15 protein-coding genes are annotated in these 21,954 nt (G+C 72.9%); 2 read left to right on the forward strand and 13 right to left on the reverse strand.

All coding sequences use genetic code 11. From position 1 onward, the window contains the following. Positions 1-9: 9 nt before the first annotated feature. The 10 genes from KAK03_RS00305 to KAK03_RS00350 all read right to left on the reverse strand — a co-directional run bounded on the left by KAK03_RS00305 (position 10) and on the right by KAK03_RS00350 (position 16,818). Positions 10-1,365, reverse strand: a complete 1,356-nt coding sequence (locus KAK03_RS00305) for a GH1 family beta-glucosidase (protein ID WP_210851022.1) — start codon at positions 1,363-1,365, stop codon at positions 10-12. Then, entirely contained in the window at positions 1,362-2,087 is a 726-nt protein-coding gene (locus KAK03_RS00310; RefSeq protein WP_210851023.1) for a GDSL-type esterase/lipase family protein, read from the reverse strand. Before KAK03_RS00310 ends, KAK03_RS00305 begins: the two co-directional genes overlap by 4 nt. Beyond that, positions 2,084-3,397, reverse strand: coding sequence for a GDSL-type esterase/lipase family protein (locus tag KAK03_RS00315; RefSeq protein ID WP_210851024.1), 1,314 nt, complete (start codon positions 3,395-3,397; stop codon positions 2,084-2,086). Before KAK03_RS00315 ends, KAK03_RS00310 begins: the two co-directional genes overlap by 4 nt. After that, positions 3,394-5,778 (reverse strand): glycoside hydrolase family 95 protein, encoded by a 2,385-nt coding sequence (locus tag KAK03_RS00320; RefSeq protein WP_210851025.1) that lies wholly within the window; start codon positions 5,776-5,778, stop codon positions 3,394-3,396. The genes KAK03_RS00315 and KAK03_RS00320 overlap by 4 nt, the downstream gene beginning before the upstream one ends. Beyond that, positions 5,775-7,952: a WD40/YVTN/BNR-like repeat-containing protein gene (locus KAK03_RS00325; protein ID WP_210851026.1), complete on the reverse strand. Its 2,178-nt coding sequence runs from the start codon at positions 7,950-7,952 to the stop codon at positions 5,775-5,777. Before KAK03_RS00325 ends, KAK03_RS00320 begins: the two co-directional genes overlap by 4 nt. Beyond that, positions 7,952-9,607 (reverse strand): DUF5597 domain-containing protein, encoded by a 1,656-nt coding sequence (locus tag KAK03_RS00330; RefSeq protein ID WP_210851027.1) that lies wholly within the window; start codon positions 9,605-9,607, stop codon positions 7,952-7,954. Before KAK03_RS00330 ends, KAK03_RS00325 begins: the two co-directional genes overlap by 1 nt. 19 nt (positions 9,608-9,626) lie before the next feature. Next, positions 9,627-12,632 (reverse strand): TonB-dependent receptor, encoded by a 3,006-nt coding sequence (locus KAK03_RS00335; RefSeq protein WP_210851028.1) that lies wholly within the window; start codon positions 12,630-12,632, stop codon positions 9,627-9,629. 70 nt (positions 12,633-12,702) lie between these two features. Next, entirely contained in the window at positions 12,703-14,022 is a 1,320-nt protein-coding gene (gene xylA / locus KAK03_RS00340) for a xylose isomerase (protein ID WP_210851029.1), read from the reverse strand. 49 nt (positions 14,023-14,071) lie between these two features. Then, positions 14,072-15,601 carry a xylulokinase gene (xylB, locus tag KAK03_RS00345; RefSeq protein ID WP_210851030.1) on the reverse strand — a complete coding sequence of 510 codons (1,530 nt, stop codon included), beginning with the start codon at positions 15,599-15,601 and terminating at the stop codon, positions 14,072-14,074. Further along, complete coding sequence (locus KAK03_RS00350) at positions 15,598-16,818, reverse strand: ROK family transcriptional regulator (RefSeq protein ID WP_210851031.1); 1,221 nt, start codon at positions 16,816-16,818, stop codon at positions 15,598-15,600. The genes xylB and KAK03_RS00350 overlap by 4 nt, the downstream gene beginning before the upstream one ends. A gap of 143 nt (positions 16,819-16,961) precedes the next feature. On the opposite strand from KAK03_RS00350, the gene KAK03_RS00355 reads away from it, so the two are divergent. Together KAK03_RS00355 and KAK03_RS00360 are read left to right on the forward strand one after the other, a co-directional pair. After that, on the forward strand, positions 16,962-18,470 hold the full coding sequence (locus KAK03_RS00355; protein WP_210851032.1) for a tryptophan halogenase family protein: 1,509 nt from the start codon (positions 16,962-16,964) through the stop codon (positions 18,468-18,470). A 12-nt stretch (positions 18,471-18,482) separates the two neighbouring features. Then, complete coding sequence (locus tag KAK03_RS00360) at positions 18,483-18,833, forward strand: hypothetical protein (RefSeq protein WP_210851033.1); 351 nt, start codon at positions 18,483-18,485, stop codon at positions 18,831-18,833. Here the strand turns inward: KAK03_RS00360 and KAK03_RS00365 are convergent. Genes KAK03_RS00365 through bla form a run of 3 tightly spaced genes read right to left on the reverse strand, consistent with a single transcriptional unit; the run spans position 18,779 to position 21,875 of the window. Further along, positions 18,779-20,335 (reverse strand): GGDEF domain-containing protein, encoded by a 1,557-nt coding sequence (locus KAK03_RS00365; RefSeq protein ID WP_210851034.1) that lies wholly within the window; start codon positions 20,333-20,335, stop codon positions 18,779-18,781. The genes KAK03_RS00360 and KAK03_RS00365 overlap by 55 nt on opposite strands. Before the next feature lie 57 nt (positions 20,336-20,392). Beyond that, the gene (locus tag KAK03_RS00370) at positions 20,393-20,974 is read right to left on the reverse strand and encodes an ABC transporter ATP-binding protein (protein WP_210851035.1); all 582 of its coding nucleotides are present in this window, start codon (positions 20,972-20,974) and stop codon (positions 20,393-20,395) included. Between the two features lie 19 nt (positions 20,975-20,993). Further along, positions 20,994-21,875 (reverse strand): class A beta-lactamase, encoded by an 882-nt coding sequence (gene bla, locus KAK03_RS00375; RefSeq protein ID WP_210851036.1) that lies wholly within the window; start codon positions 21,873-21,875, stop codon positions 20,994-20,996. Between the last annotated feature and the right edge of the window lie 79 nt (positions 21,876-21,954).

Consider the following 21,954-nt stretch of genomic DNA (forward strand, 5'->3'; position numbering starts at 1 on the left):
GCGATGGTCTCAGAGGATGCGTCGGTGTCGGATCACCTCGGCGTACCAGCGCGCCGAGAGCTTGGGCGTGCGCACCTGGGTCTCAAAGTCGCAATGGACGATGCCGAAGCGCCGCGCGTAGCCGTCCTCCCACTCGAAGTTGTCGATGAAGGACCACAGGAAGTAGCCGTCGATCGGCACCCCATCGGCCAGCGCGCGGTGCACCTCGCGGAGGTGGTTGCGCACGTAGTCACGCCGGTGCAGGTCGATCACCTCGCCACCCTCCACCGGCTCCGCATCGTAGCCGCAGCCGTTCTCGGTGATCAGGATCGAGCGGTGGCCATACAGCTCGCGGCACATGCGCGGCGCCCAGTAGATGGCCTGTGGCACCAGGTTCAGCCAGGGGCTGTCGGCGCGCGGGTAGTTCGCCGGCAGCGACAGGGCCTCGGGCCGGCCATCGGCGCCGGCACGCACATAGGTGGCGGTGTAGATGTTCAGGCCCAGGTGGTCGGTGGGCAGGCTGATCAGGTCGAAGTCGCCCGGCTCGACATGCGGTGCCGCGTCGCCGACGCGGGCCAGGTACTCGGCCGAGTAGCCGCCGCCATGGATGGCCCCCAGGATGTGGGCGTTCTTCTGGACGAACCAGGCGGTGGCGGCGGCGATGTCGGCGGGGGTCTCGGTCACCGGCACCGCCACGTCGCAGTTGTCGGTCAGGCCGACCTGGGCGTCGTCGCTGCCGTGCAGGCGCACCGCGCGCACCGCCAGGCCATGGGCCAGCAGCGCGTGGTGGATGGTCTGGTTGACCACCTGCTCGGGCTCGCGCCGGCCCGGCGCCTTGCTGCCCACGCCGTAGGCCAGCCAGGTGAAGCAGCGGATCTCGTTGAGCGTGATCCAGTGCCGCACCCAGGGCGACAGCGCCTTGACCACGGTGTCGGCGTAGTGGGCGAAGGCCTCGACGGTGCTGCGCACGGTCCAGCCGCCCTCGTCCTCCAGCGCCTGCGGCAGGTCCCAGTGGAACAGCGTGACCCAGGGGGTGATGCCGTGGCGGTGCAGGCTGGCCAGCAGGCGGCGGTAGAAGTCCAGGCCGGCTGGGTTGGGCTCACCGCGGCCCTGCGGGAAGATGCGCGGCCAGGCGATCGACAGCCGGTAGTGGCGGATGCCCATCGAGGCCATCAGCGCGAAGTCCTCGTCGAAGCGGTGGTAGTGGTCGCAGGCGGTGTCCAGCGTGTCGCCGTTGTGCACCGAGCCCGGCACGCGGGCGAAGCGGTCCCAGATCGACTCGCCCTTGCCGTCGGTGAAGGCGGCGCCCTCGATCTGCGCCGAGGCGGCGGCGACACCGAAGACGAAATGGTCGGGGAAGGGGCTGGCGTAGGTCAGGGGGCTCATGGGCAGGATGCGTCCAGGGGGGCGGCCGCCAGCAGGCGGTCCAGGGTGGGATCGATCGCGTCGGCGAGCCGGTGGTAGCCGGCCTCGCTGAGATGCAGCTGGTCCGGCAGCAGCGCGGGGTCCAGCCAGTCGGCGGCGTCGGTCAGCGCTGCGCCGACGTCGAGGAAGTGCACCCGCTGGCCGTCGGCCAGTGCGCGCAGCCGGGTGTTGACCGCCTCGTTGAGCTGGCGCAGCGGCGCCTCCGGCGCGTGCTCGCGCGGCAGCAGGGCCAGCAGCAGCACGCGGCTGGCGGGCAGGCGACGCTGCAGCTCATCGAGCAGGCGCCAGACGCCGGCTGCGGTGCGCGCCGGCGGCGCCTGCAGGTCGCCGCTGTCGTTGGTGCCGATCAGCAGCACCAGCAGCCGCGGCGCCAGGTTGTCTAGTGCGCCATGCTGCAGCCGCCACAGCAGGTGCTCGGTGCGGTCGCCCCAGCAGCCCATGGCCAGCGCCGGCCGCGCGGCGTAGCGGGCCTGCCAGACCGGCTGGCCCACATCGTCCCAGCCGTGGGTGATCGAGTCGCCCAGGAAGACCAGCTGCGGTGCCTGGCCGGCCGCCCGCATGGCCTGGGCCTGCGCGCGCAGCGCGGCATGGCGCGCGGTCCACCAGGGCAGCGCCTCGGGCTTGTCCAGCGGCACCGGGGCCGGCAGCTCGGCCAGCTCGGGCGGGGGTGGCGGCAGGCTCATCGCAGGGGGCCGGCGGACAGCAGCCGCTGCAGCGTGGGGGCCATGCCGTCGGCCCAGCGGCGGTAGCCGTCCTCGCTGAGGTGCAGCAGGTCGGGGAAGATGGCGGTGGACAGGCGGCCATCGGGCTCGGCCAGCACCGGCTGCAGGTCCAGGAAGCTGATCCGCTCGCCATCGGCGAAGCCGGCCAGGTGCTGGTTGAGGCGGTCGTTGAGGCGGCGCAGCCGGGTGCCGGGCTCGGCGTCGCGCGGGAACACCGCCAGCAGCAGCACCCGCGCGGCGGGCTGGCGGGCGCGGATCTCGTCCAGCAGGCGGCGCACACCGGCCGCCGTGGTGGCCGGATCCTCCTGGCGGTCGCCGGTGTTGTTGGTGCCGATCATCAGCACCACCACGCGGGCCTGGAAACCGTCGATCTCGCCGTGCTGCAGCCGCCACAGCACGTTCTCGGTCTTGTCGCCGCCATAGCCCAGGTCCAGCGCGTCAAGCGGTGCATAGCGCTCGTCCCAGATGCGGCGGCCGGCATCCTCCCAGCCGTGGGTGATCGAGTCGCCGATGAAGACCAGCTGCGGCGGGCGGCCGGCAGCCACCGCCTCGCGCACCGCCTGCAGCTTCTTCTCGTGGCGCGGCATCCACCAGTCCATCGCCCAGACCTGGTCCAGCGTGACCGGCGTGACCGATTCGCTGCGGTAGTCGGGGCAGCCGGTGCTGGGGCGGCCCTGGCGCACCAGGCGCACGCGCGCCACCTGCACCGTGCCGCTGCCGCTGCTGTCGAGGAAGAAGGGCTGGGCGATCGCGCGGAAGTCGGCACCGTCGCGCACGAAACAGCGCAGCGGCAGCGCCAGCTGCTGCCAGCCCTGGCCCTGGGCCGCGCGCGAGGCGCGCAGCAGGTTGACCTTGCGCACGCAATCGGGGCCGCAGGCCATGCCCACGTGCAGGCCGGCGCGGGCCATGTCGTCGCTGCGCCAGTCCAGTTCCAGCGTGGCGTCGTCCAGCGCGCCACGCAGGTCCAGCGGCTGCGTCAGGTGCAGGCGCAGCGCGGCATACCAGGCCTCGCGCCACTGCAGCGTGAGGCTGCCGTCGGCCTCGCGGCGGGCGCGCACGTCGCTGGCGGGCACGCGCGGCTGGGCCGGCTTGGGCACCACCACGGTGTCGCCGACCAGCGGCGTGGCGGCCTCCATGTCGGCCACCTCCCAGCGGGCACCGGGCATCAGCTCGGTCACGTCGCCGGTCGGCGCGCGGCCGGCGGGCAGGCTGCTGCAGGCGCTCAGGCCGACCAGCGCGGCCAGGCAGATCAGGGGGTGCAGTGGGCTCATGGTGCGGTGCTGAACTGTTCAGGCGAGAGGGTACGGCGCTCGCCGGCGGCCAGCCGCAGCTGCAGCCGGCGCTCGCCCCAGCGCAGCTGCACCGGGCCGGCACGTTCGGCCTGCAGCGTCACCGACTGCAGCTGGCCGCCCCGCCAGGCCAGGTCCACGCCCAGCGCGCCGCGGGCGCGCAGGCCGCGCACCCGGCCGTCGGGCCAGGCTGGCGGCAGGGCGGGCAGCAGCGTGATCTCGTCCTCGTGCGACTGCAGCAGCATCTCGCAGAAGGCCGCCACCGCGCCGAAGTTGCCGTCGATCTGGAACGGCGGGTGGGCGTCGAGCAGGTTGTCGTAGGTGCCGCCGGCGTTGTTGGCTTCGCTGAAGCGACCGGCCTGCTCGGCGGCGCGGGCGCCGGGCGTGGCCAGCAGGCCGCGCAGCATGCGGTGGGCGCGCGCGCCGTCGTGCAGGCGGGCCCAGAAGGCCATCTTCCAGGCCATCGACCAGCCGGTGCCGGCGTCGCCGCGCGCCTGCAGCGAGGTGCGCGCCGCTGCGGCCAGCGCGGGCGTGCGGGTGGGCGAGATCTGCCAGCCCGGGTACACGGCGAACAGGTGCGAGACATGGCGGTGGGTGTCCTGCGGCGTGTCCAGCACCGGGTCATCCTTCTCGTCCAGCCACTCCAGCAGCTGCCCCCAGCGCCCGATGCGCGGGCCGGCCAGGCGATCGCGCGTCTCGCGCAGGCGGCGTGCGAAGGCGGTGTCCTGGCGCAGCAGCCCGGCGGCGCGGGCGGTGGCGTCGAACAGCGCCCAGAGGATCTGCTGGTCGTAGCTGACGCCGTCTTCCTGCGGCCCGTGCTCGGGCGACCAGCCCATGGGGGCCACCAGGCGGCCGTCGGGCAGGGTCTTCAGGTGGTCCAGCCAGAACAGGCAGACCTCCTTCATCAGCGGGTAGGCGCGCTGTCGCAGGAAGGCCCGGTCCTGACCGAAGGCAAAGTGCTCCCAGAAGTGCAGCGCGTACCAGGCATTGCCGGTCTTGTTCCAGAGGTAGCCCATGGCGCCGAACGGGCTGGTCTCGGTGCGCACCGTCCAGCCGCGCACCGGCTGGCCGTCGGCGCGCAGGAAACTTTCCTCGACGGTGCGAAAACGCTCGCCCCAGGGCGTGATGCCGGGGCGTTGCAGGCCCGGATGGGCCCGCGCGTCGGCGGCGCGCTCGCGCACCGCGCGGCGGTACATCGGGCGCTGGGCCTCGATGAAGCGCAGCAGTGGCTCCTGCAGCGCCAGCAGGTGGGCCGGCCCGGCCAGCCAGTAGTTCATCTGCAGGTTGATGTTGCTGTGGTAATCGCTGTTCCACGGCGGCGTGAGGCTGTGGTTCCACAGGCCCTGCAGATTGGCCGGCAGCGCATCGCGCGAGCTGGCGGTGAGCAGGTAGCGGCCGTACTGCAGGTACAGCGCCTCCAGCTCGGGATCGGCGCCGTCGGCGGTGTGGGCGCGCAGGCGCTGGTCGGTGGGCAGGGCGCGGCGCGCGGCGTCGGTGGGCCCCAGGTCGATCTCGACGCGGCCCATCAGCGCGGCGATGTCGCGCCGGTGCGCCGAGCGCAGTGCCGGCAGGCCCTGGCGCAGCGCCGCGGCCACGCGCGCGGCCACCGCCGGCGCCGGGTCGCGGCCGCTGTCAAAGCGGCGTGCCGCATCGGCCACGTAGCTGGTGCCGGCCGCCAGCACCAGCGTCAGGGCGTCGCAGCCCTCGAAGACCAGGCTGTCGCCGTCGACGCGCAGGTGCCCGCCCTGGGCCTGCACCGCCACCCGGCTGGCGTAGCGCAGGCGGTTGCGGCTGGGGGTGTCGCCGCTCTGGCCGCCGGCCTCGGGCGGCAGCACCCAGCCGGCCAGGCTGCCGTCGGCGCGCAGCACGCCGGCCTCGGCGCGCAGGCGCGCACCATGGCGGTCGCCCAGGCGGATGCGGCCGCTGTGGCGGCCCGGGGTGTCGGCCTGCAGGTGCAGCACGATGACGCCGGCCGGGTGGCTGGCGAAGGCCTCGCGCGTGAAGCGCACGCCGTGTTGCGTGTACTGCACCCGGTGGGTGGCGTCGCTCAGGTCCAGCGAGCGCTCGTAGTCCTGCACTGGCGCGTCGCCGCCGTCCAGCTCGACCCACAGGTCGCCAAAGGGCTGGTAGGCGCCCATCTGGCGGTCGTCGCCGCTCCACAGCGTGATCTCGTTGAACTGCAGGCGCTCGCGCGCGGGCTGGCCGAACAGCATCGCGCCGACGCGGCCGTTGCCAATGGGGAGGGCCTGGCGCTCCCAGCCGTCGGCGGTCTCGGGCGCGGGCGCGGTGTAGCGCAGGCGCAGCTCGGCCGCGCCGGCACCCAGCGCCCACAGCAGCCCCAGCAGCGCCAGCAGGGCCTTCATCCGGCCCCTCCGGTGCGCGGCCGGCCCATGACTACGCCGCGGCCGTGCGGCGCCAGGTAGACCGTGCCGTGCTGCAGCGGGTCACCCTCGATCGACAGCAGGCGGCCGTAGCGGTGCTGCGGGTCGTCGATGCGCAGCCAGCTGCGGCCCTCGTCGTCGGAGCGGAACAGGCCCTCGGCGCCGTCGCCGCGCAGCTGGCCCCACAGGAACAGCGCTGGCTCGCGACGGCCCGGTGCGGGCGCACCGGTGGTGATGCACCACGCCGCCTGCACCGTGGGCAGCGGGCGCGGGCGGCCCTCGCCGCCCAGGAACCACAGGCCGTCGGGCAGCGCCAGCCACAGGGCGCGCGGCGCGGCCGGCGAACAATGCAGCTGGGCGGATTGCCAGTCGGCCAGCACCGGCAGGCCGGTGATGATGGGCGTGAAGCGGGCGCCACCATCGGTGCTGCCCAGCACCTGGCCCCGATCCGGGTCGAAAGCGTAGAAGACGCCCTCGACGCTGCGCTCGGCCACCGGCGCGCCGCGCGCCGGCCAGCCCTCGCAGGGCGCCCAGCGGCGGCCGCGGTCGGCGCTGGTCACCGCGCCGCGGCCCGCCAGCGCGCAGAGCCAGAAGCCGCCGCGCGCCGACACCGCCAGCTCGCCGGCCAGCGGGCGCTGGCCACCCTGCGGTGCGAAGGGCGCGGTGGGAAACGGGCGCCAGCTGGCGCCGCCGTCGGCGCTCCAGTAGCCCCCGGTGGCGGCCTGGTCGGCGGTGCGCACGACGATGGCCGGGGTCTGCCAGGCGGCATCGACAGCGCGGTTGGTCTCGCGGCAGGGTTGGAACAGGCCGGCCGACGGCGCGCGCGCGGTGTCCTCCCAGGCGCCGCCGCCAACATCACCCATCGCGGCCAGCAGCGTGGCGCCGCCGGACGGACTGCGCAGGCCCAGCACCGCGGTCTCCTCCAGGCCATCGACCTCGAAGCGCCAGTCGATGCGCGGCGCGCGCAACTGGTCGGTCATCCACAGACCATAGCCGGTGCCATAGACGGCGCGGTCGCCCTGGAAGGGGTCGATCTTCAGGTCGGCGATCCAGTGACCCAAGCGGTCGCCATGGCGCCGGTAGTCGGCCAGCCAGGGGTGGCGGCTGTCGTCGTGGCGCGAGCGCGGGCCCAGCGGTTGCCAGTGGACACCGTCGTCGTCGCTGACGAAGAGCTCGTCGCCCTCGGCCCAGCGCTCGATCGTGGCCACCACCAGGCGGCCAGGACGCTGGCGGTCGACGTCCAGGCCGGACCAGCCGAAGCGGCCGGCAGGCCGCGGGCTGATCTCGCTCCAGCGGCCGGCGCTGTCGCGCTTCCAGACGCTGCCGCCGTCGAGCTCGCCCGGGTTGGCCAGCGTGGCGCCGCGCGGCCGCGCGAAGCTGACGTAGAGCGTGCCCTGCGGCCCCAGCACGGCGCGCTGCGGCACCTGGCCGGGCGCCACGGGCTCGCGCTCGAAATGATCGCCGCCGTCGCTCGACACCCACAGCCCCGGTTGGTCGTGGCAGCCCACCCACAGGCGGCGGCAGGGCTGGCCGGCGCCGCCGCTGGTCGGGTCCAGCAGCACCAGCGTGGGCTGCTGGCCGGGACAGCCCGCCACGCGGCTGAAGCGTCGGCCGTGGTCGTCGCTGCGGTGCAGACCATCGCGGGTGCTGCCCAGCCACAGGCGCTCACCGCGCCAGGGATCGACCTGCAGCCGCTCGCCGCTGCCGCGGCCGGGCTCGTTGCCGCCCAGGCCGATGCCCAGTTCATGCACCTGCCAGCGCGCACCGCGGTCGTGGGAGGCGAGCAGCGCGCCGGTGCGCGACCAGCGGCCGGTGTAGAGCCCGCAGGCGGCGTACAGCCGGTCCGGGTCGGCGGGGTCGACGGCGATGGACAGTACGCCCATCAGGTCGGCGTCGGCGCGGCCCAGGTGGTCCAGCAGGGGCAGCCAGCGGCCGGCCGACGGGTCGTGGCGGTACAGGCCGCCGATGTCGGTGCGGGCGTACAGCAGACCGCGCTCGCGCGGGTGGAAGACAAAGCCGTCGACGAAGCCGCCCCCGCCAAAGGGCAGGCTGCGCCAGTCGTAGGCCGCAGCGGCTGGCGCCTGGGTGCGGCCGATCAGGGGCGTGGCCAGGCAGGCCGCGACGCCTTGTCGCAGCAGGTCTCGGCGGCGGGTCATCAGTGCGGTCCCTTGTCTGGCAGGCGTGCCATGCGCACGCGCAGCACCACCGGCGTGGCCGGCAGGTTCAGGCCGTAGTCGACCTGGTCGCCATTCCAGCGGCGCTCGCTCACCCAGCGGCCCTGCGCGTCGAATCGGCCCTGCTCGGCCGACAGCAGCACGGCGCGCTCGGCCGGTTGGGTCGGCTCGATGCGCACGCGGGTGCGCTGACCCACCAGGATGAACTCGTCATCACCGATCTGCGCCACGGCCGCGCCGCCGGTGCGCGCGCCCGCCCAGGGCGGCGGCGGGGCGCCCGGAAACCAGGCCTTCTCGCCGAACATCCACTCGCCGAAGGCCAGGCGCAGCTGCCAGCCCTGGAGCGTCAGACGGCGCTCCTGGCCGTCGTCGGGCTCACTGGCGCCGGCGGTGCGGCCCTCCAGCGCCCAGCGCGCCCAGGACCGCTGCATCGGCGCGAAGGCCGCATACACCTGGGCAAAGGGCTGGACCATGCTGCGGTCGGTGGCCATGGCGCCCAGCGGCGCATTGCTGTAGTTGAAATAGTCGATGCCGAAGGGCACCACACCCAGGCTGCCGCGGCCCAGGATGGCCCACAGGTAGCGCGCATAGGCCGGGGCGTTGCTGATCTCGGGAATGAACAGCGGGTTGTCGCGGCGCTGGAACTGGCCCAGCGTGGCCTCCACCTTGGGCGTTTCGGCGTGGTAGAGGTCGGCGCCCACCACGTCGATGTGCGGGGCGGCGGCCTTGTAGATGGCGATCACCTCGGGCGTCGGGCCGCCGGCGGCGAAGTTGTTCTTCCAGGGCTGGGGCGGCTGCTCCAGCGGGTCGCGCAGCGCGGCGTTCACGTACATCGGCAGATCGTGCTCGCGGCGCCCCGAGGCCGCGACGGTGTCGATGTAGCGGGCGATGGCCCAGGCGTGGAAGTACTCGTCGGCGTAGTCGCCGTAGACCTCGCGCCAGGTGCCGCTGGCGGGCCGGCCGGGCAGGGCCGGCTGGCGCGCCAGCACGGCGCTGGGCACCGGCTGGGCGAAGGCGGCCTCGGCCTGGGGACCGTGGTCGCGCGCCAGCCCGTGGGTGCCGACCTCGTTCTCGACCTGCACCATGATCACGGTGTGCCGTTGGCCGTCCACCTTCTTCAGGTGGGCCATCAGCGCCGTGAAGGCGCGGCGGTCGCGGTCAAGCGTGGCCTCGCCGAAGGGCGACAGGCAGTAGCTGGCCTGGCCCTGGGCATCGACCATCGGCGGGAAGCGCTTCGGGTCCAGCTTCACCCAGGCCGGCGTGTACTGCGCGCTGGTGTTCTTCCAGGTGCCGAACCACAGCAGCACCACCCGCAGCCCGCGCTGGCGCGCCTGCGCCAGCAGGGTGTCGACGAAGCGGAAGTCGAAGCGGCCCTCGACCGGCTCCACCTGCTCCCAGGCCACCGGCACCGACACGGTGTTGGCGCCCAGATCCTTCACGGCCGGCCACACCTGCGACAGGGCCGCGGGGTAGTTGCTGCTGTTGTGGACCTGGGCGCCCAGCATCAGGTAGGGCTGGTCATCCACCACCAGGGCCGCGCGACCGTCCCGGTGCACCAGGTGCGGCGGCGAACCCGCCGCCGCGCTGGTGACCAGGGCGGCCAGCGCCGTGGCCCGGAGCATGCGCAGTGCAGACATGGCGCAATGGTGCCCTGGATCAGAACGTGTAGCGCGCCGTGACCGTGTAACGCGGGCCGGTGTAGAACAGGCCGCGCGTCATGTAGCCGATGTGCTGCTGCATCAGCTGGCGCTGGCGCGCCGAGGTCAGGTTCTGCGCCTCCAGGCCCAGGGTCAGCTGGTCGTTGAGCAGCTTGTAGAACACGCCGCCGTCGACCTGGCCATAGGCGTCCGCCCACACCGGCAGGCCCCAGGCCACGTTGCGCTGGCCGACCGTCGGGCTGTTCGGGTTGGTGTCGGTGCCGTCGCCACCCTGCGTGCCATTGACGTTGACCGCCTGCAGGTACTTGCCGCGCCAGCTGTAGGCCAGGCGCGCCGACAGCGGCCCCTGGTCATACATCAGCGCCAGCGAGAAGGCGTTGCGCGAGAGGTTCTGCAGCGGCAGGTCGCCGAAGCTGCGGCCGTCGGTGTCGCAGCCGTTGAGGTTCAGGTTGAAGTTGGTGGCCGAGTTGCCGCCGCTGCAGTAGGCGGCGTTGACCGGGTTGTAGAGCTTGGTCTTGCTGTCGACGTAGGTGTAGTTGGCCTGCACGCCGAAGCCCGACATCCAGCCCGGCAGGCTGTCGAAGTAGGTCTGGAAGGCCAGCTCGAAGCCGCGCGCATAGCCCTTGGCGCCGTTGACCGGGCTGGTGACGACGAAGGTCTGCGGGTTGCCGCTGGTGTCCGGGATCTGGAAGGCGGTGGACTGCCGGATGATGACGTCCTTGAGCTCCTTGTCGAACAGCGCCACGGTGAACGAGCCGGCCTTGCTGAAGTACCACTCGGCGGTCAGGTCGGCCTGGGTGGACCTGATCGGCTTGAGCATCGGGTTGCCCAGCGCCTCGCCGGTCTGCGTGACCGAGGTCACGACGGTGCCGTTGCGCTGCACGTCCTGGCTCAGCTTGGTGTAGGCCTGCATGTCGGTGAAGTCGGGGCGCGACATCGCCTTGGCCAGCGCGAAGCGGAACTGCAGATCACTGCCCGCCTTCATGCGCAGGTTCAGGCTGGGCAGGACGTTGGTGTAGGTGTTCTCGAAGTCCACCGGCTTGTTGTAGGCGGCGATCACCGGCACCGTCACGCCGCTGTCGGTGGGCGAGTTCTTGCTGCCGTCGAAGGCGACGTAGCCGTGCGCGGTGACCTTGGTGTTGACCAGACGCACACCGATGTTGCCGTCGACCGGGTACTTCCAGTCGTCGAAGCCGAAGCGCAGCTGCGCGTAGGCCGCCTGCGAGCGCTCCTGCAGCACGTTGGTGCCCGGGCTGTTGGCGTCCTCGGAGATCGACTCCGGCGAGAAGACGAAGGGCCAGCCGTCGCAGGTGGGGTTGTTGGCGCCGAGCTGCTTCCTGCAGTGGTCGCGGGTGTAGCCGTAGAGGGTCTGGTAGCTGGCCGGGAAGCCCTGGGCCAGCGAGGAGTTCGGGAAGATCACGGCCGGCGGCGCGGAAACGCTGCCGCCGAAGAAGTTGCCGAACTGCTGCAGGTGGGTGTTGCCCGGGTAGTCGCTCAGGTAGGCCGGGCCGCCAGCGGTCCAGGGCTGGGTCAGGGCCTGCCAGTGGTAGTTGCTGGGGTTGCGGTAGGACAGGGCCTCGCGGTCGTTCAGGCGGATGCCGAAGCGCAGGTCCTGCAGCACGGGGTCGTCGAAGGTGTACTTGGCGTCCGCGCGGCCGGCCTTCTCGGTGGCCTTGCTGCGGTCCAGGTGCTCCATCGTGAAGGCCCAGTAGTAGTTCTTCGGGTCGGCCAGGTGGGCGCGGTCGGCGGCGTCGAAGATCAGCGTCGGCGTGGCGCCGCGCAGGTCCAGCGTCTCCTTGGGCATGCCCACGCCGGTGGCGACGGTGGAGTCGAAGCCGTCGGTGCGGGCGCGGATGTACTGCAGGTCGGTGCTGAAGCTCCAGCGGTCGCTGGCCTTCCACTTGGCCTTCCAGGCGAACTCCTCGGTTTTGGAGTCGCGGGTGGCGAAGCGGGTGTCGTTGTTGAAGTTGAACAGGCCGCCGTTGTCGGTGGTGGTCAGCGTGCCATAGACCAGCGCGCCCTTGTCGTTGAACTGGCCGTTGGTGACGGTGACCGAGTAGGGGTTCTGCTGGGCGAAGATCGCCTGCTCGTCCCACTGCATGTGGTACTTCGACTGGAAGTAGGTCAGCGCGGTCTCGAAGTCGTTCTTCTTCCACTGCAGCGCACCGTACAGGCCGTCACGCTGACGCTCGAACTCCAGCGTGCGCCACTGTGCGCCCTTGGGGATCCAGACCGTCGTCGCCGGGTCCTGGCCGGCATAGGCGTCGGTGCGCGGGTAGTAGGGCTCGACCTGGAAGAAGTCGGAGCGGGTGCGGCTCTCGGAATGCGCCAGGTTCAGCAGCGCGCCGAACTGGCCGAGGTCGGTGTCCCAGCGGTTGCTCAGCAGCAGCGAACCCGAGGGCGACTGCTTGCTGTTGAGCTTGTTGTAGGTGTTCTCCAGCGACACCGCGCCCTTGAAGCCCTTGAAGTCCAGCGGCAGTGCGGTGCGCAGGTTGACCAGACCGCCGACGGCGCCCTCGATCTGTTCGGCCGAGGGGTTCTTGTAGACGTCCACGCCGGCCATCAGCTCGGGCGGCACGTCCTCGAAGTTCAGCGCGCGGCCGCCGTTGGCCGAGAAGGAGTCGCGGCCGTTGAGCTCGGAGCGCACCCAGGACAGGCCGCGGATCGAGACGCCCGAGCCCTCGACCGAGTAGTGCTCGGGATCGCCCTTGGCCATCGTGCGGTCCATGGTGACGCCCACCACGCGCTGCAGCACCTCGGTGATCGAGCGGTCGGGCAGCTTGCCGATGTCGTCGGCGACGATCGAGTCGACGATCTCGTCGGACTCCTGCTTGATCTTCTGCGCGCTTTGCAGGGCGGCGCGCTGGCCCGTGACGACGATCGCGGTGGCGGCACTGGCGGCGGGGGCCGGGGCAGGCGCCTGCTGGGCGCTGGCCAGGCCGGTCCACATCAGGGCCACCTGGGCGGCCGCGAGCGAGAGCGCCGTGCGCTGGGGTTTCTTCATGGCTTGTCTCCGGTTGCTGTGTCGAGAGGGTGGGGCGGTGCGGCTGTCTCGCCGCTCGGTGAAAGTCGGCTCAGGGTTCGCAGAAGCGATTGACGAGGTTCTCCAGGTATTCCTGGCGGCCCGACACCGGCGCGGTGTCGGTGTTGTGTTGCAGCACCGCGTCGGCCAGGTCGGCCAGCGTCAGCTGTCCGCCCAGAATGGCCTGGCCACGTGCGCTGTCCCAGCCGGCGTAGCGCTGCGCCAGCGCGGCCTGCAGGCGCCCGTCGGTGATCATCTTCTCGGCCACCAGCAGCGCGCGCGCGCAGGCGTCCATGCCGCCGATGTGGCCGTGGAACAGATCGGCCGCGTCGATCGACTGGCGGCGCACCTTGGCGTCGAAGTTCAGGCCGCCAGTGCCCAGGCCGCCGGCCTGCAGGATGTGGTAGAGCGCCAGCGCCAGCTCGGGCACGTTGTTGGGGAACTGGTCGGTGTCCCAGCCCAGCTGGGGGTCACCGCGGTTCATGTCGATGCTGCCCAGGATGCCCAGCGCGGCGGCGGTGGCGATCTCGTGCTCGAAGCTGTGACCCGAGAGCGTGGCGTGGTTGGCCTCGATGTTGACCTTGATCTCCTTGTCCAGGCCGTGGCGGGCCAGGAAGCCGTAGACCGTGGCGGTGTCGAAGTCGTACTGGTGCTTGGACGGCTCGCGCGGCTTGGGCTCGATCAGCAGCGTGCCGGTGAAGCCGATGCGGTGCTTGTACTCGACCACAAGGTGCAGGAAGCGGGCGAACTGGTCGAGCTCCTGGCCGACGCGGGTGTTGAGCAGGGTCTCGTAGCCTTCGCGGCCGCCCCACAGCACATAGTTCTCGCCGCCCAGGCGCAGCGTGGCGTCCAGGGCGTCGCGCACCTGCAGCGCGGCCAGCTCGAAGATGCGCGGATCGGGGTTGGTGGCGGCCCCCGACATGAAGCGGCGGTGGCTGAACAGATTGGCCGTGCCCCACAGCAGCTTCATGCCGGTGCGCTGCTGGTGCTCGCCCAGCACATCGACCATGCGCAGGAAGTTCTCGTGGCTCTCGCGCGGGGTGGCGCCTTCCGGGGCGACATCGCGGTCATGGAAGCAGTAGTAGGGCGCGCCCAGGCGCTCGAAGAAGTCGAAGGCGGCCTGCGCCTTGCGTTCGGCCAGCACCATCGGCGCCGCGCCCTCGAACCAGGGGCGCTCGAAGGTGCCGCCGCCGAAGGGGTCCAGGCCGGTCCAGCAGAAGCTGTGCCAGTAGCAGACGGCAAAGCGCAGGTGATCGGCCATGCGCCGACCCAGCACCAGGCGGTCGGCGTCGTAGTGGCGGAAGGACAGCGGGTCCTCGCTGGCCGCTCCGGCAAAGCGGATGGGCGGGATGTCCTGGAAGTAGCTGCTCATGGGTGGCTTCAGTGGGCTTTAGCGTTAAATCAGCGGCTTGAAAAGAGGCTCAGGCGGTCATCGCGAGCGCCTGCCGCGGTGTCGTGGACGGTGCGCGCAGGCGCTGGTACAGGCTCTGGAAGCGGGCGCGCCGCTCGGCCAGGCGCGCGGCGGCGCCGGGCGTGGGGTGGAAACGGGCCGTCACGGCCAGGGGGGTGCAGACGCGGGCCGGGTCGGCGCCGGCGGCCAGCCAGCCCAGGCGGGCGGCGCCCAGCGCGGCGCCGGTCTCGGCGCCGTCGAGCTGACGCAGCTCCAGCCCCAGCACATCGGCCAGCAGCTGGGCCCACAGCGCGCTGCGGGCGCCGCCGCCCACCAGCGCCAGCGGGCCGACCTCGGTGCCGGCGGCGCGCAGCGCGTCGAGCGCATCGGCCAGACCGAAGGCCACGCCTTCGAGCACTGCGTAGCCGCCGTGCGCGCGGGTGCTGGCGTGGGTCAGGCCGTGCAGCACGCCGGGCGCGAAGGGATCGTTGTGGGGCGTGCGCTCACCGGCCAGGTAGGGCAGGAACAGCGGCGCCTCGGTGCGCTGGGCGGGACTGAGCCGGGCCACCTCGTCGAGCAGCGTGGTCTCGTGACCGGCGCCGCTGAAGGACGTGAACCAGCGCAGGCAGCTGGCCGCCGACAGCATCACGCCCATCTGGTGCCAGCGCTGCGGCAGCGCATGGCAGAAGGCGTGCACGGCGCTGGCCGGGTTGGGGCGGTAGCGGTCGTTGACGACGAACAGCACGCCCGACGTGCCCAGCGACAGGAAGCCCTGCCCCGGCTCGGTGGCGCCGATGCCGATGGCGCTGGCGGCGTTGTCGCCGGCTCCGCCGGCGATCACCACGCCCGCCGGCAGGCCCCAGGCGGCGGCCAGCGCCGGCCGCAGCGTGGCCGACGGCGCGCCGCTGTCGACCAGGCGCGGCATCTGGGCGCGGCTCAGGCCACACGCGGCCAGCAGTTCGTCGGACCAGTCGCGCCGGGCCACGTCCAGCCACAGCGTGCCGGCGGCATCAGAGGCCTCGCTGACCTTGTCGCCCGACAGGCACCAGCGCAGATAGTCCTTGGGCAGCAGCACGCTGCGGACGCGCGCAAACAAGGCCGGCTCGTGGCGCTTCACCCACAGCAGCTTGGGCGCGGTGAAGCCCGGCATCGCCAGGTTGCCGGCGATGGCATGCAGGTTGGGCACGCGGGACGACAGCTCGGCACACTCCGCGTGGCTGCGGCCGTCGTTCCAGAGGATGGCCGGACGCAGCACCATGTCGTCACCGTCCAGCAGCACGGCGCCGTGCATCTGGCCGGACAGGCCGATGGCGCGCACCGCGGCAAAGGCCTGCGGATGGGCCGCGCGCAGCTCGGCCACCGCCAGCTGGGTGGCGTTCCACCAGTCCTGCGGCAGCTGTTCGGACCACAGCGGCTGCGGCTGCGACAGCGACAGCGGTGCCCCCGCCTGGCCGATCACGCTGCCCTGCGCATCCAGCAGCAGCAGCTTGACCTCGGAGGTGCCCAGGTCGATGCCCAGCGAGCAGCCCTCGGCCGGGTGCAGCGGTGCGCCCGCGCTCATGCGGCGTCCTTCAGCGCGGGCATGGTCAGCGGCCGGGTCAGGCGGTAGCGCGCCAGCGCCGCCGCACCGATGGCCACCGCGTCGGCGCCATGGCGGCTGATGCGCAGCGCCGGCGGGGCCAGACCGGCGGCGGCGGCGTGCTCGGTCAGCGTGCGCAGCGCGGGCTGCAGGAAGGGATCGCCCAGGCTGACCAGCGCGCCGCCCAGCACGATGCAGCCGGGGTCGTAGGCCGCAGCCAGGTTCTGCAGCAGCACGCCCAGGTAGGCGCCTGACCTGGCGACCGCGCGCAGCGTGCCGCGCTCGCCCGCCTGCACCCGCGCCGCCAGCACCGACAGGTGGCGCTGCTCGTCGTCGTCGGACTGCGGGCCCAGCATCGCGCGCAGGCCGATCAGCGCTTCGGCACAGCCACGGCGACCACAGCTGCAGGGGGGGCCGTTGAGCTGCAGCACGATGTGGCCGACCTCGCCGGCAAAGCCGCGGTGCCCGGTGAGCAGGCGCTCGCCCACCACGACCCCGGCGCCAACGCCCTCGTTGAGGCTGACATAGAGCAGCGGATCGGCCACCTCGTGGCGATTGAACTCGAGCTCGCCCAGCGCCGCGACATCGGCCTCGTTCTGCACGAACAGCGGCACGCCATCCAGCGCGGTGCCGGCCAGGCGTTCGCCGAGCAGGGCGCCGACGGGCACATCGCGCCAGCCCAGGTTGGGGGCGAAATGCAGGTGGCCGCTGGCCTCGTCGACACCGCCGGGCAGCCCGATGCCGATGCCGATGATGTGCTGGCGCGGCGTGTCGATGCGCTGCGCCAGCTTCAGCATCGTCTGGGACAGCTGGCCCAGGCAGGCTTTGGCACCACGGCCGGGCGTCATGGGCACCGAGGCCGACTGCTGCACCTCGCCGGTCAGCGACGTCAGCACCAGGCGCAGCGACTCGATGCCGACCTCCACGCCCAGCAGCAGCTTGCGCTCGGGGTCGACGAACAGCGGCGTCGGGCGCCGGCCCAGCTCGCCGGTGGCCACCACCTCGCGCTCGACCAGCCAGCCCTCGTCCAGCAGCTCGCGCGCCAGGGTGCTGACCGTGGACTTGGTCAGGCCGACGGCCGCCGCCAGCTCCACCCGGGACAAACCCGGATGGGTGCAGAGGTGGCGCACCAGGGACATGCGGTTGATGCCCTTGAGCAGTTGCTGGTGGCCGGCGGCGTGGGTGAGATCGGCGAGCAAGACAGGAGGCCGGTAGGACGATGGCAGAATCGTGGGGCGACTATAGTTCGATCGTCGAACGAATCAATCCAGGGGAAATACCAAGCCACCACCAGGCGCCTTCGGGCCCATGATGGCGCCCCGTCACACCCCCTGCGCGCCCCATGCACGACCCCCAGGCCCTGCGCAAGATCGTCATCCTCGGCGGCGGCACCGCCGGCTGGATGGCGGCGCTGCCGCTGGCGCAGCGCCTGCGGCGCGGCGGTGCGGCGCCGGTGATCGAGCTGGTGGAGTCGGCCGAGATCGGCACCATCGGCGTCGGCGAGGCCACGCTGCCGCCGATCCGCTTCTTCAATGCCAGCCTGGGCCTGGACAACGCCGAGTTCATTCGCCGCACGCAGGCCAGCTTCAAGCTGGGCATCGAGTTCGCGGACTGGGGCAAGGTGGGTGAGTCCTTCTTCCACGGCTTTGGCGACCATGGCCCGCCGATCGACACCCGCTCGTCCTACGCCTACTGGCTGCGCCTGCGCCACGAAGGCGCGATCGGTGCGCTGGCCGACTGGTCGGTGCCCACCGAGATGGCGCGCCAGGGCCGCTTCACGCCGCCGCTGGAGGGGCCGCCCAGCGCCGCCAATGCCTACGCCTACGCCTTTCATTTCGATGCCGGCCTGTACGCCGCCTACCTGCGCGAGCACGCGCTGGCCGCCGGCGTGGTGCGCACGGAGGGCCAGGTGGTCGAGGTCGAGCGCCGGCCTGGCGACGGCTTCGTCAGCGCCCTGCGCCTGGCCGATGGCCGGCGTGTCGAGGGAGACCTGTTCATCGACTGCTCGGGCTTTCGCGCGCTGCTGATCGAGGGCGTGATGCAGGCCGGCTTCGAGGACTGGAGCCACTGGCTGCCCTGCGACCGCGCGCTGGCCGTGCCCAGCGGCCGCATGGCGCAACTGCCGCCCTTCACCCGCAGCGCCGCCACCCCGGCCGGCTGGACCTGGCGCATCCCCCTGCAGCACCGCACCGGCAACGGCCATGTCTACTGCAGCCGCTTCATGGACGACGACGAGGCCGCGCGCCTGCTGCTGGCCGGCCTGCCGACGCCGGCCACCGATGTGCCGCGGCCGATCCGCTTCACCGCTGGCCGGCGGCGCCGGTGCTGGGTGGGCAATGTGGTGGCGGTGGGCCTGTCCTCGGGCTTCCTCGAACCCTTGGAGTCGACCAGCATCCAGCTGATCCTGGACGCGGTGGGCCGGCTGCTGATGCTGCTGCCCGACCGCAGCTTCGAGCCACACCTGGCGGCCGAGTTCAACCGGCTGATGGCGCGCCAGTACGAATCCATCCGCGACTTCATCATCCTGCACTACACGCTGAGCCGGCGCGATGACCAACCGTTCTGGCGCGAACTGCGCACGATGCCGCTGCCCGACACGCTGGCGCACCAGATCGCGCTGTTCCGCGACAGCGGCCGCGTGGCGGTGCTCGACCCGGACGGTTTTGCCGAGCCCTCGTGGGTGGCGATCATGAACGGCATGGGCGTGCTGCCGCGGCGCCACGACCCGCTCACGCACGGCATCGACGCGGCAGCGCTGCGCGGCCACTTCGCGCGGCTGCGCGAGGCCATTGTCGGCACGGTGCGGACAATGCCCAGCCATGACGCCTTTCTGGCCGCGCTGGCCGCCTGACAGCCTGAGACCATGATTCCTGCGCTCAACGGCTTTCGCTCCACCACCGGCATCGCAGTGGCGCGAGCCCGTCCGGCGCCGCGGCCGCGGCCGCCGCAGCCGGCCCGCTTCCGCCCGGCCGAGCGCGCACTGCTGCTGGCGCAGCCAGGCATCGGTCGGCGCACGCTGGCCGTGCTGGAGGCGGCTGGCGTCGGCTCGCTGTTGGAGCTGCTGCTGCTGGAGCCGGCGGAGATTGCCGGGCTGGCGCTGACCCGGCCGGCACCGCTGCTGCAGTTCCTGGATGGCTGCCGCTCGGCCGAACTGGTGGTTCAGTCGCTGGTAGCCACCCGCACGCAGTCGCGTCCTGCCGCCTTGGCGGCATAGAGGGCCGCGTCAGCGGCGGCCAGGCCGTCGGCGGCGCTGGCATGGTCGGCCAGATCGGCCAGGCCGACACTCACCGTCACCCGCAGGCCCGAGGCCAGGACGCCCCAGTCCTCGGCGGCCACCTGGGCGCGCAGGCGCTCGGCCACCTGGCGCGCGGCCGGCAGGTCCAGCGCGGGCCAGGCCAGCACGAACTCCTCGCCGCCGAAGCGGGCGCACAGGTCGGCGTCGCGCGCGCCGGCCTGCAGCAGTTGCGCCAGGCGGCGCAGCACCGCATCGCCCACCAGGTGCGAGTGCCGGTCGTTGATCTGCTTGAAGTGGTCGATGTCCAGCAGTGCCAGCGGCAGCGGCCGGCCCCGCTCGCGCGCCTGGGCATGCCAGGGTGCCAGGCGCTGGTCCAGGTAGCGGCGGTTGCCCAGGCCGGTGAGGGCGTCCGCCAGGGCCTCGCGGCGGGCGCGCTCCAGTTCCACCCGCAGCGCCAGCGCGGCGGCCTTGCGCTGCGCCAGGTCGACCGCGCATTCCTCGCGCAGCGCATGGAAGCGCTTGTGGTGCTGCAAGGCTTCACGCCAGTGAGCGCCGGCTTCCTCGATCGCGCAGGCCTGTTCGTGCAGGGCCGCGGCGCGCGCCTTGGCCCCCAGGGCGGCGCAGGCCGCCAGGCCGTCGTCGATGGCGCGCCGCGCGGCCGCCAGATCCCCCGCGGCGGCGTGCAGCCGCGCCAGCCAGCCGGCGGCATGCGGCAGGCTGCTGCGGTCGGGCCAAGCCGCGGCGATGCGCGCCTGGCGCGCGAACACCGCCAGGGCCTCGTCGCGCCGGTCGCGCAGGACCAGCGACGCGCCCAGCGCCACCAGCAGGTGCGGCAGCGTCAGCTCCTGGTCATGGGCGCAGGCCAGCGCATCGGCCTCGGCGGCCAGCCGGTCCAGCTCGGCCCAGGCCGCGGCGGCGGTGTCGGGGTGCAGGGTCCGCGCCGCCTCGCCGCGGGCCAGCACACGGCCGGCCAGGTTGGTCAGCGCGATCAGGCGCAGGTCCACGCAGCCGCTGCGGCGGGCGCTGTCCAGGGCCTGGCGCTGGTAGGTTTCAGCGGCCTCGGCCTGACCCAGGTCGGCGTGCACCAGGCCCAGCAGGTTGAACAGGTGCAGCTGCAGGCGCGGCTCGGCGGGCGACTGGCGGTGCACCGCCTTCAGCTCGGCCAGGGCCTCGTCCAGATCGCCCAGCGCCCAGCAGATGCGGGCCCAGGCCAGGCCGGCGTGGGCGGTGGCGGTGGCGTCGCCGGCCAGATCGGCCGCAGCGCGCGCCTCGCTGGCCAGGCGCGAAGCCTGGGTCAGGTCATTGCGCCGGTAGTGGCCATGCGAGGCGATGGCCAGCGCCTGCGCCTGCAGGTGGGTGGGCAGGCCGGGGTGTTGCAGCAAGGCCTGCAGGCAGGCGTCGGTGGCGGCGTGCTCGGTGCGGTCCACGCTGTCCTGCAGCGCGCGCAGCAGGTCGGCGGGTGCGGCGGGGAGCGCGATCATGCAAGCGATTGTCGCGGGTCGGCCCCCGCTGGGCGAGCGCTGCCGCGGCCCTGGCGCTCAGTCGCCCAAGCCCCAGTGCTGGGCCAGCGGCACCCCGTCCAGGCCGGGCGGCAGCAGGTAGTCGGCCACGACCCAGGCGCTGCGCTCGCTCTGGGCCGCCTCGCTCAGCAGGTCATCGACCAGGCGGCAGGAGCGCGCATCCAGCGCCGCCCAAGGCTGGTCGAGCAGCACCAGATCAGCGCCACTGGCCGCGGCGCCCAGCAGCCCCAGCTTGCGGCGGCTGCCGCGCGAGAGCATGTACAGCGGCTTGGGCAGGTGCTCGTCCAGGCCCAGCGCCTGGGCCAGCTCGGCGGCCACGCTCGCGTCCCAGCCGGGGTGGGCGGCGCGGCGCGCGGCCAGCCAGTCGGTGGCCACCACGGCGTCGTCGGCGGGGTCGTCGGTGGGGGCGTACCAGACCGGGCCGTGCTGCCGCTCGATCCGGCCCTGCGCCGGTGCCACCTCACCGGCCAGCAGGCGCAGCAGCAGCGTCTTGCCGCGGCCTTCGCCGCCGGTGATGGCCGACAGCCCCGGGCACAGCTCGGCCGTCAGGCCCTGCAGCGGGCCCAGGCAACAGTCCACCAGGCGCAGCCGTGTCGTCATGGCTGCGATTGTGGCCTGCTCAACGCGTGGCCAGCCGGCCCACCGCCGCCAGCACCGCCTCGTCCTGCGGGCGGGGGTCGCGGCTGCCGCGCTGCGGGCCCTCGTAGTAGACAGCCACCACGCGCGGCGCGCGGCCGCCCGGGGGCCAGACGATGCCGACATCGTTGAGGCGGTCGGGCAGGCCGTCGTCCAGGCCGGTGCCGGTCTTGTGGCCGAGGGTCCAGCCGCTGGGCAGTCCGGCGCGCAGGCGGCGTGGGCCGGTGCGCGTGGCGCGCATCCAGCCCAGCAGGCGATCGCGGCTGCTGGCGCTGAGCAGGTCGCCCCTCAGCAGTCGCGTCAGGTTGGCGGCGATGGCGGCCGGCGAGGTGCTGTCCTGCACCTCGCCGGCGCGAACCTGGTTCATCGCCGGCTCGATGCGGTCCAGGCGCGTGACGCTGTCGCCCTGCCGGCGCAACCAGTCGGTCAGCGCGGCGGGCCCGCCCAGGTGGCGCAGCAGCAGGTTGGCGGCCAGGTTGTCGCTGTGGCACTGGGCGGCTTCGGCCAGTGCCGACAGCGTCATGCCGGCGCGGGCATCCTGGGCGGCGGTGACGGGGCTGTTCGGCACGGCGTCGGCCGCCTGCCAGCGCAGGCGGTCGTCGAGCCGCCAGCGCCCGGCGTCGGCTTCGGCCAGCACGGCGGCCGCCAGCCACAGCTTGAAGGTGGAGCACAGCGCGAAGCGCTCGTCGGCGCGGTGCGCCAGGCCCGGGCCACCGCCCAGGTCCTGGATCACCGCGCCCAGGCGGCCGCCGTGGCGGCGCTCCAGGGCGGCCAGGGTGTCGGGGGCGGCCTGCGCGCTGCCCAGGCCCAGGCTGCCCAGGCCGGCCAGGGCCTGTTGCAGCAGGCGGCGACGGGATCTGTCCATAGCTTTCCTCATCAATGGGTGGTGGTGCGGCGGTATTCTTGGGCTCCTGTCATCCCTTGCCCAACGACATGTGCTGGGC

Source organism: Ideonella alba, from assembly GCF_018069845.1.
Classification (GTDB): Bacteria; Pseudomonadota; Gammaproteobacteria; order Burkholderiales; family Burkholderiaceae_C; genus Ideonella; species Ideonella alba.

Coding starts and splice junctions, on each gene's coding strand:
- KAK03_RS00305 (WP_210851022.1), bottom strand. CDS start 1,365: ATGAGCCCCCTGACCTACGCCAGCCCCTTCCCCGACCATTTCGTCTTC.
- KAK03_RS00355 (WP_210851032.1), top strand. CDS start 16,962: ATGCACGACCCCCAGGCCCTGCGCAAGATCGTCATCCTCGGCGGCGGC.
- xylA (WP_210851029.1), bottom strand. CDS start 14,022: ATGAGCAGCTACTTCCAGGACATCCCGCCCATCCGCTTTGCCGGAGCG.
- KAK03_RS00310 (WP_210851023.1), bottom strand. CDS start 2,087: ATGAGCCTGCCGCCACCCCCGCCCGAGCTGGCCGAGCTGCCGGCCCCG.
- xylB (WP_210851030.1), bottom strand. CDS start 15,601: ATGAGCGCGGGCGCACCGCTGCACCCGGCCGAGGGCTGCTCGCTGGGC.
- bla (WP_210851036.1), bottom strand. CDS start 21,875: ATGGACAGATCCCGTCGCCGCCTGCTGCAACAGGCCCTGGCCGGCCTG.
- KAK03_RS00315 (WP_210851024.1), bottom strand. CDS start 3,397: ATGAGCCCACTGCACCCCCTGATCTGCCTGGCCGCGCTGGTCGGCCTG.
- KAK03_RS00335 (WP_210851028.1), bottom strand. CDS start 12,632: ATGAAGAAACCCCAGCGCACGGCGCTCTCGCTCGCGGCCGCCCAGGTG.
- KAK03_RS00370 (WP_210851035.1), bottom strand. CDS start 20,974: ATGACGACACGGCTGCGCCTGGTGGACTGTTGCCTGGGCCCGCTGCAG.
- KAK03_RS00330 (WP_210851027.1), bottom strand. CDS start 9,607: ATGTCTGCACTGCGCATGCTCCGGGCCACGGCGCTGGCCGCCCTGGTC.
- KAK03_RS00360 (WP_210851033.1), top strand. CDS start 18,483: ATGATTCCTGCGCTCAACGGCTTTCGCTCCACCACCGGCATCGCAGTG.
- KAK03_RS00320 (WP_210851025.1), bottom strand. CDS start 5,778: ATGAAGGCCCTGCTGGCGCTGCTGGGGCTGCTGTGGGCGCTGGGTGCC.
- KAK03_RS00325 (WP_210851026.1), bottom strand. CDS start 7,952: ATGACCCGCCGCCGAGACCTGCTGCGACAAGGCGTCGCGGCCTGCCTG.
- KAK03_RS00365 (WP_210851034.1), bottom strand. CDS start 20,335: ATGATCGCGCTCCCCGCCGCACCCGCCGACCTGCTGCGCGCGCTGCAG.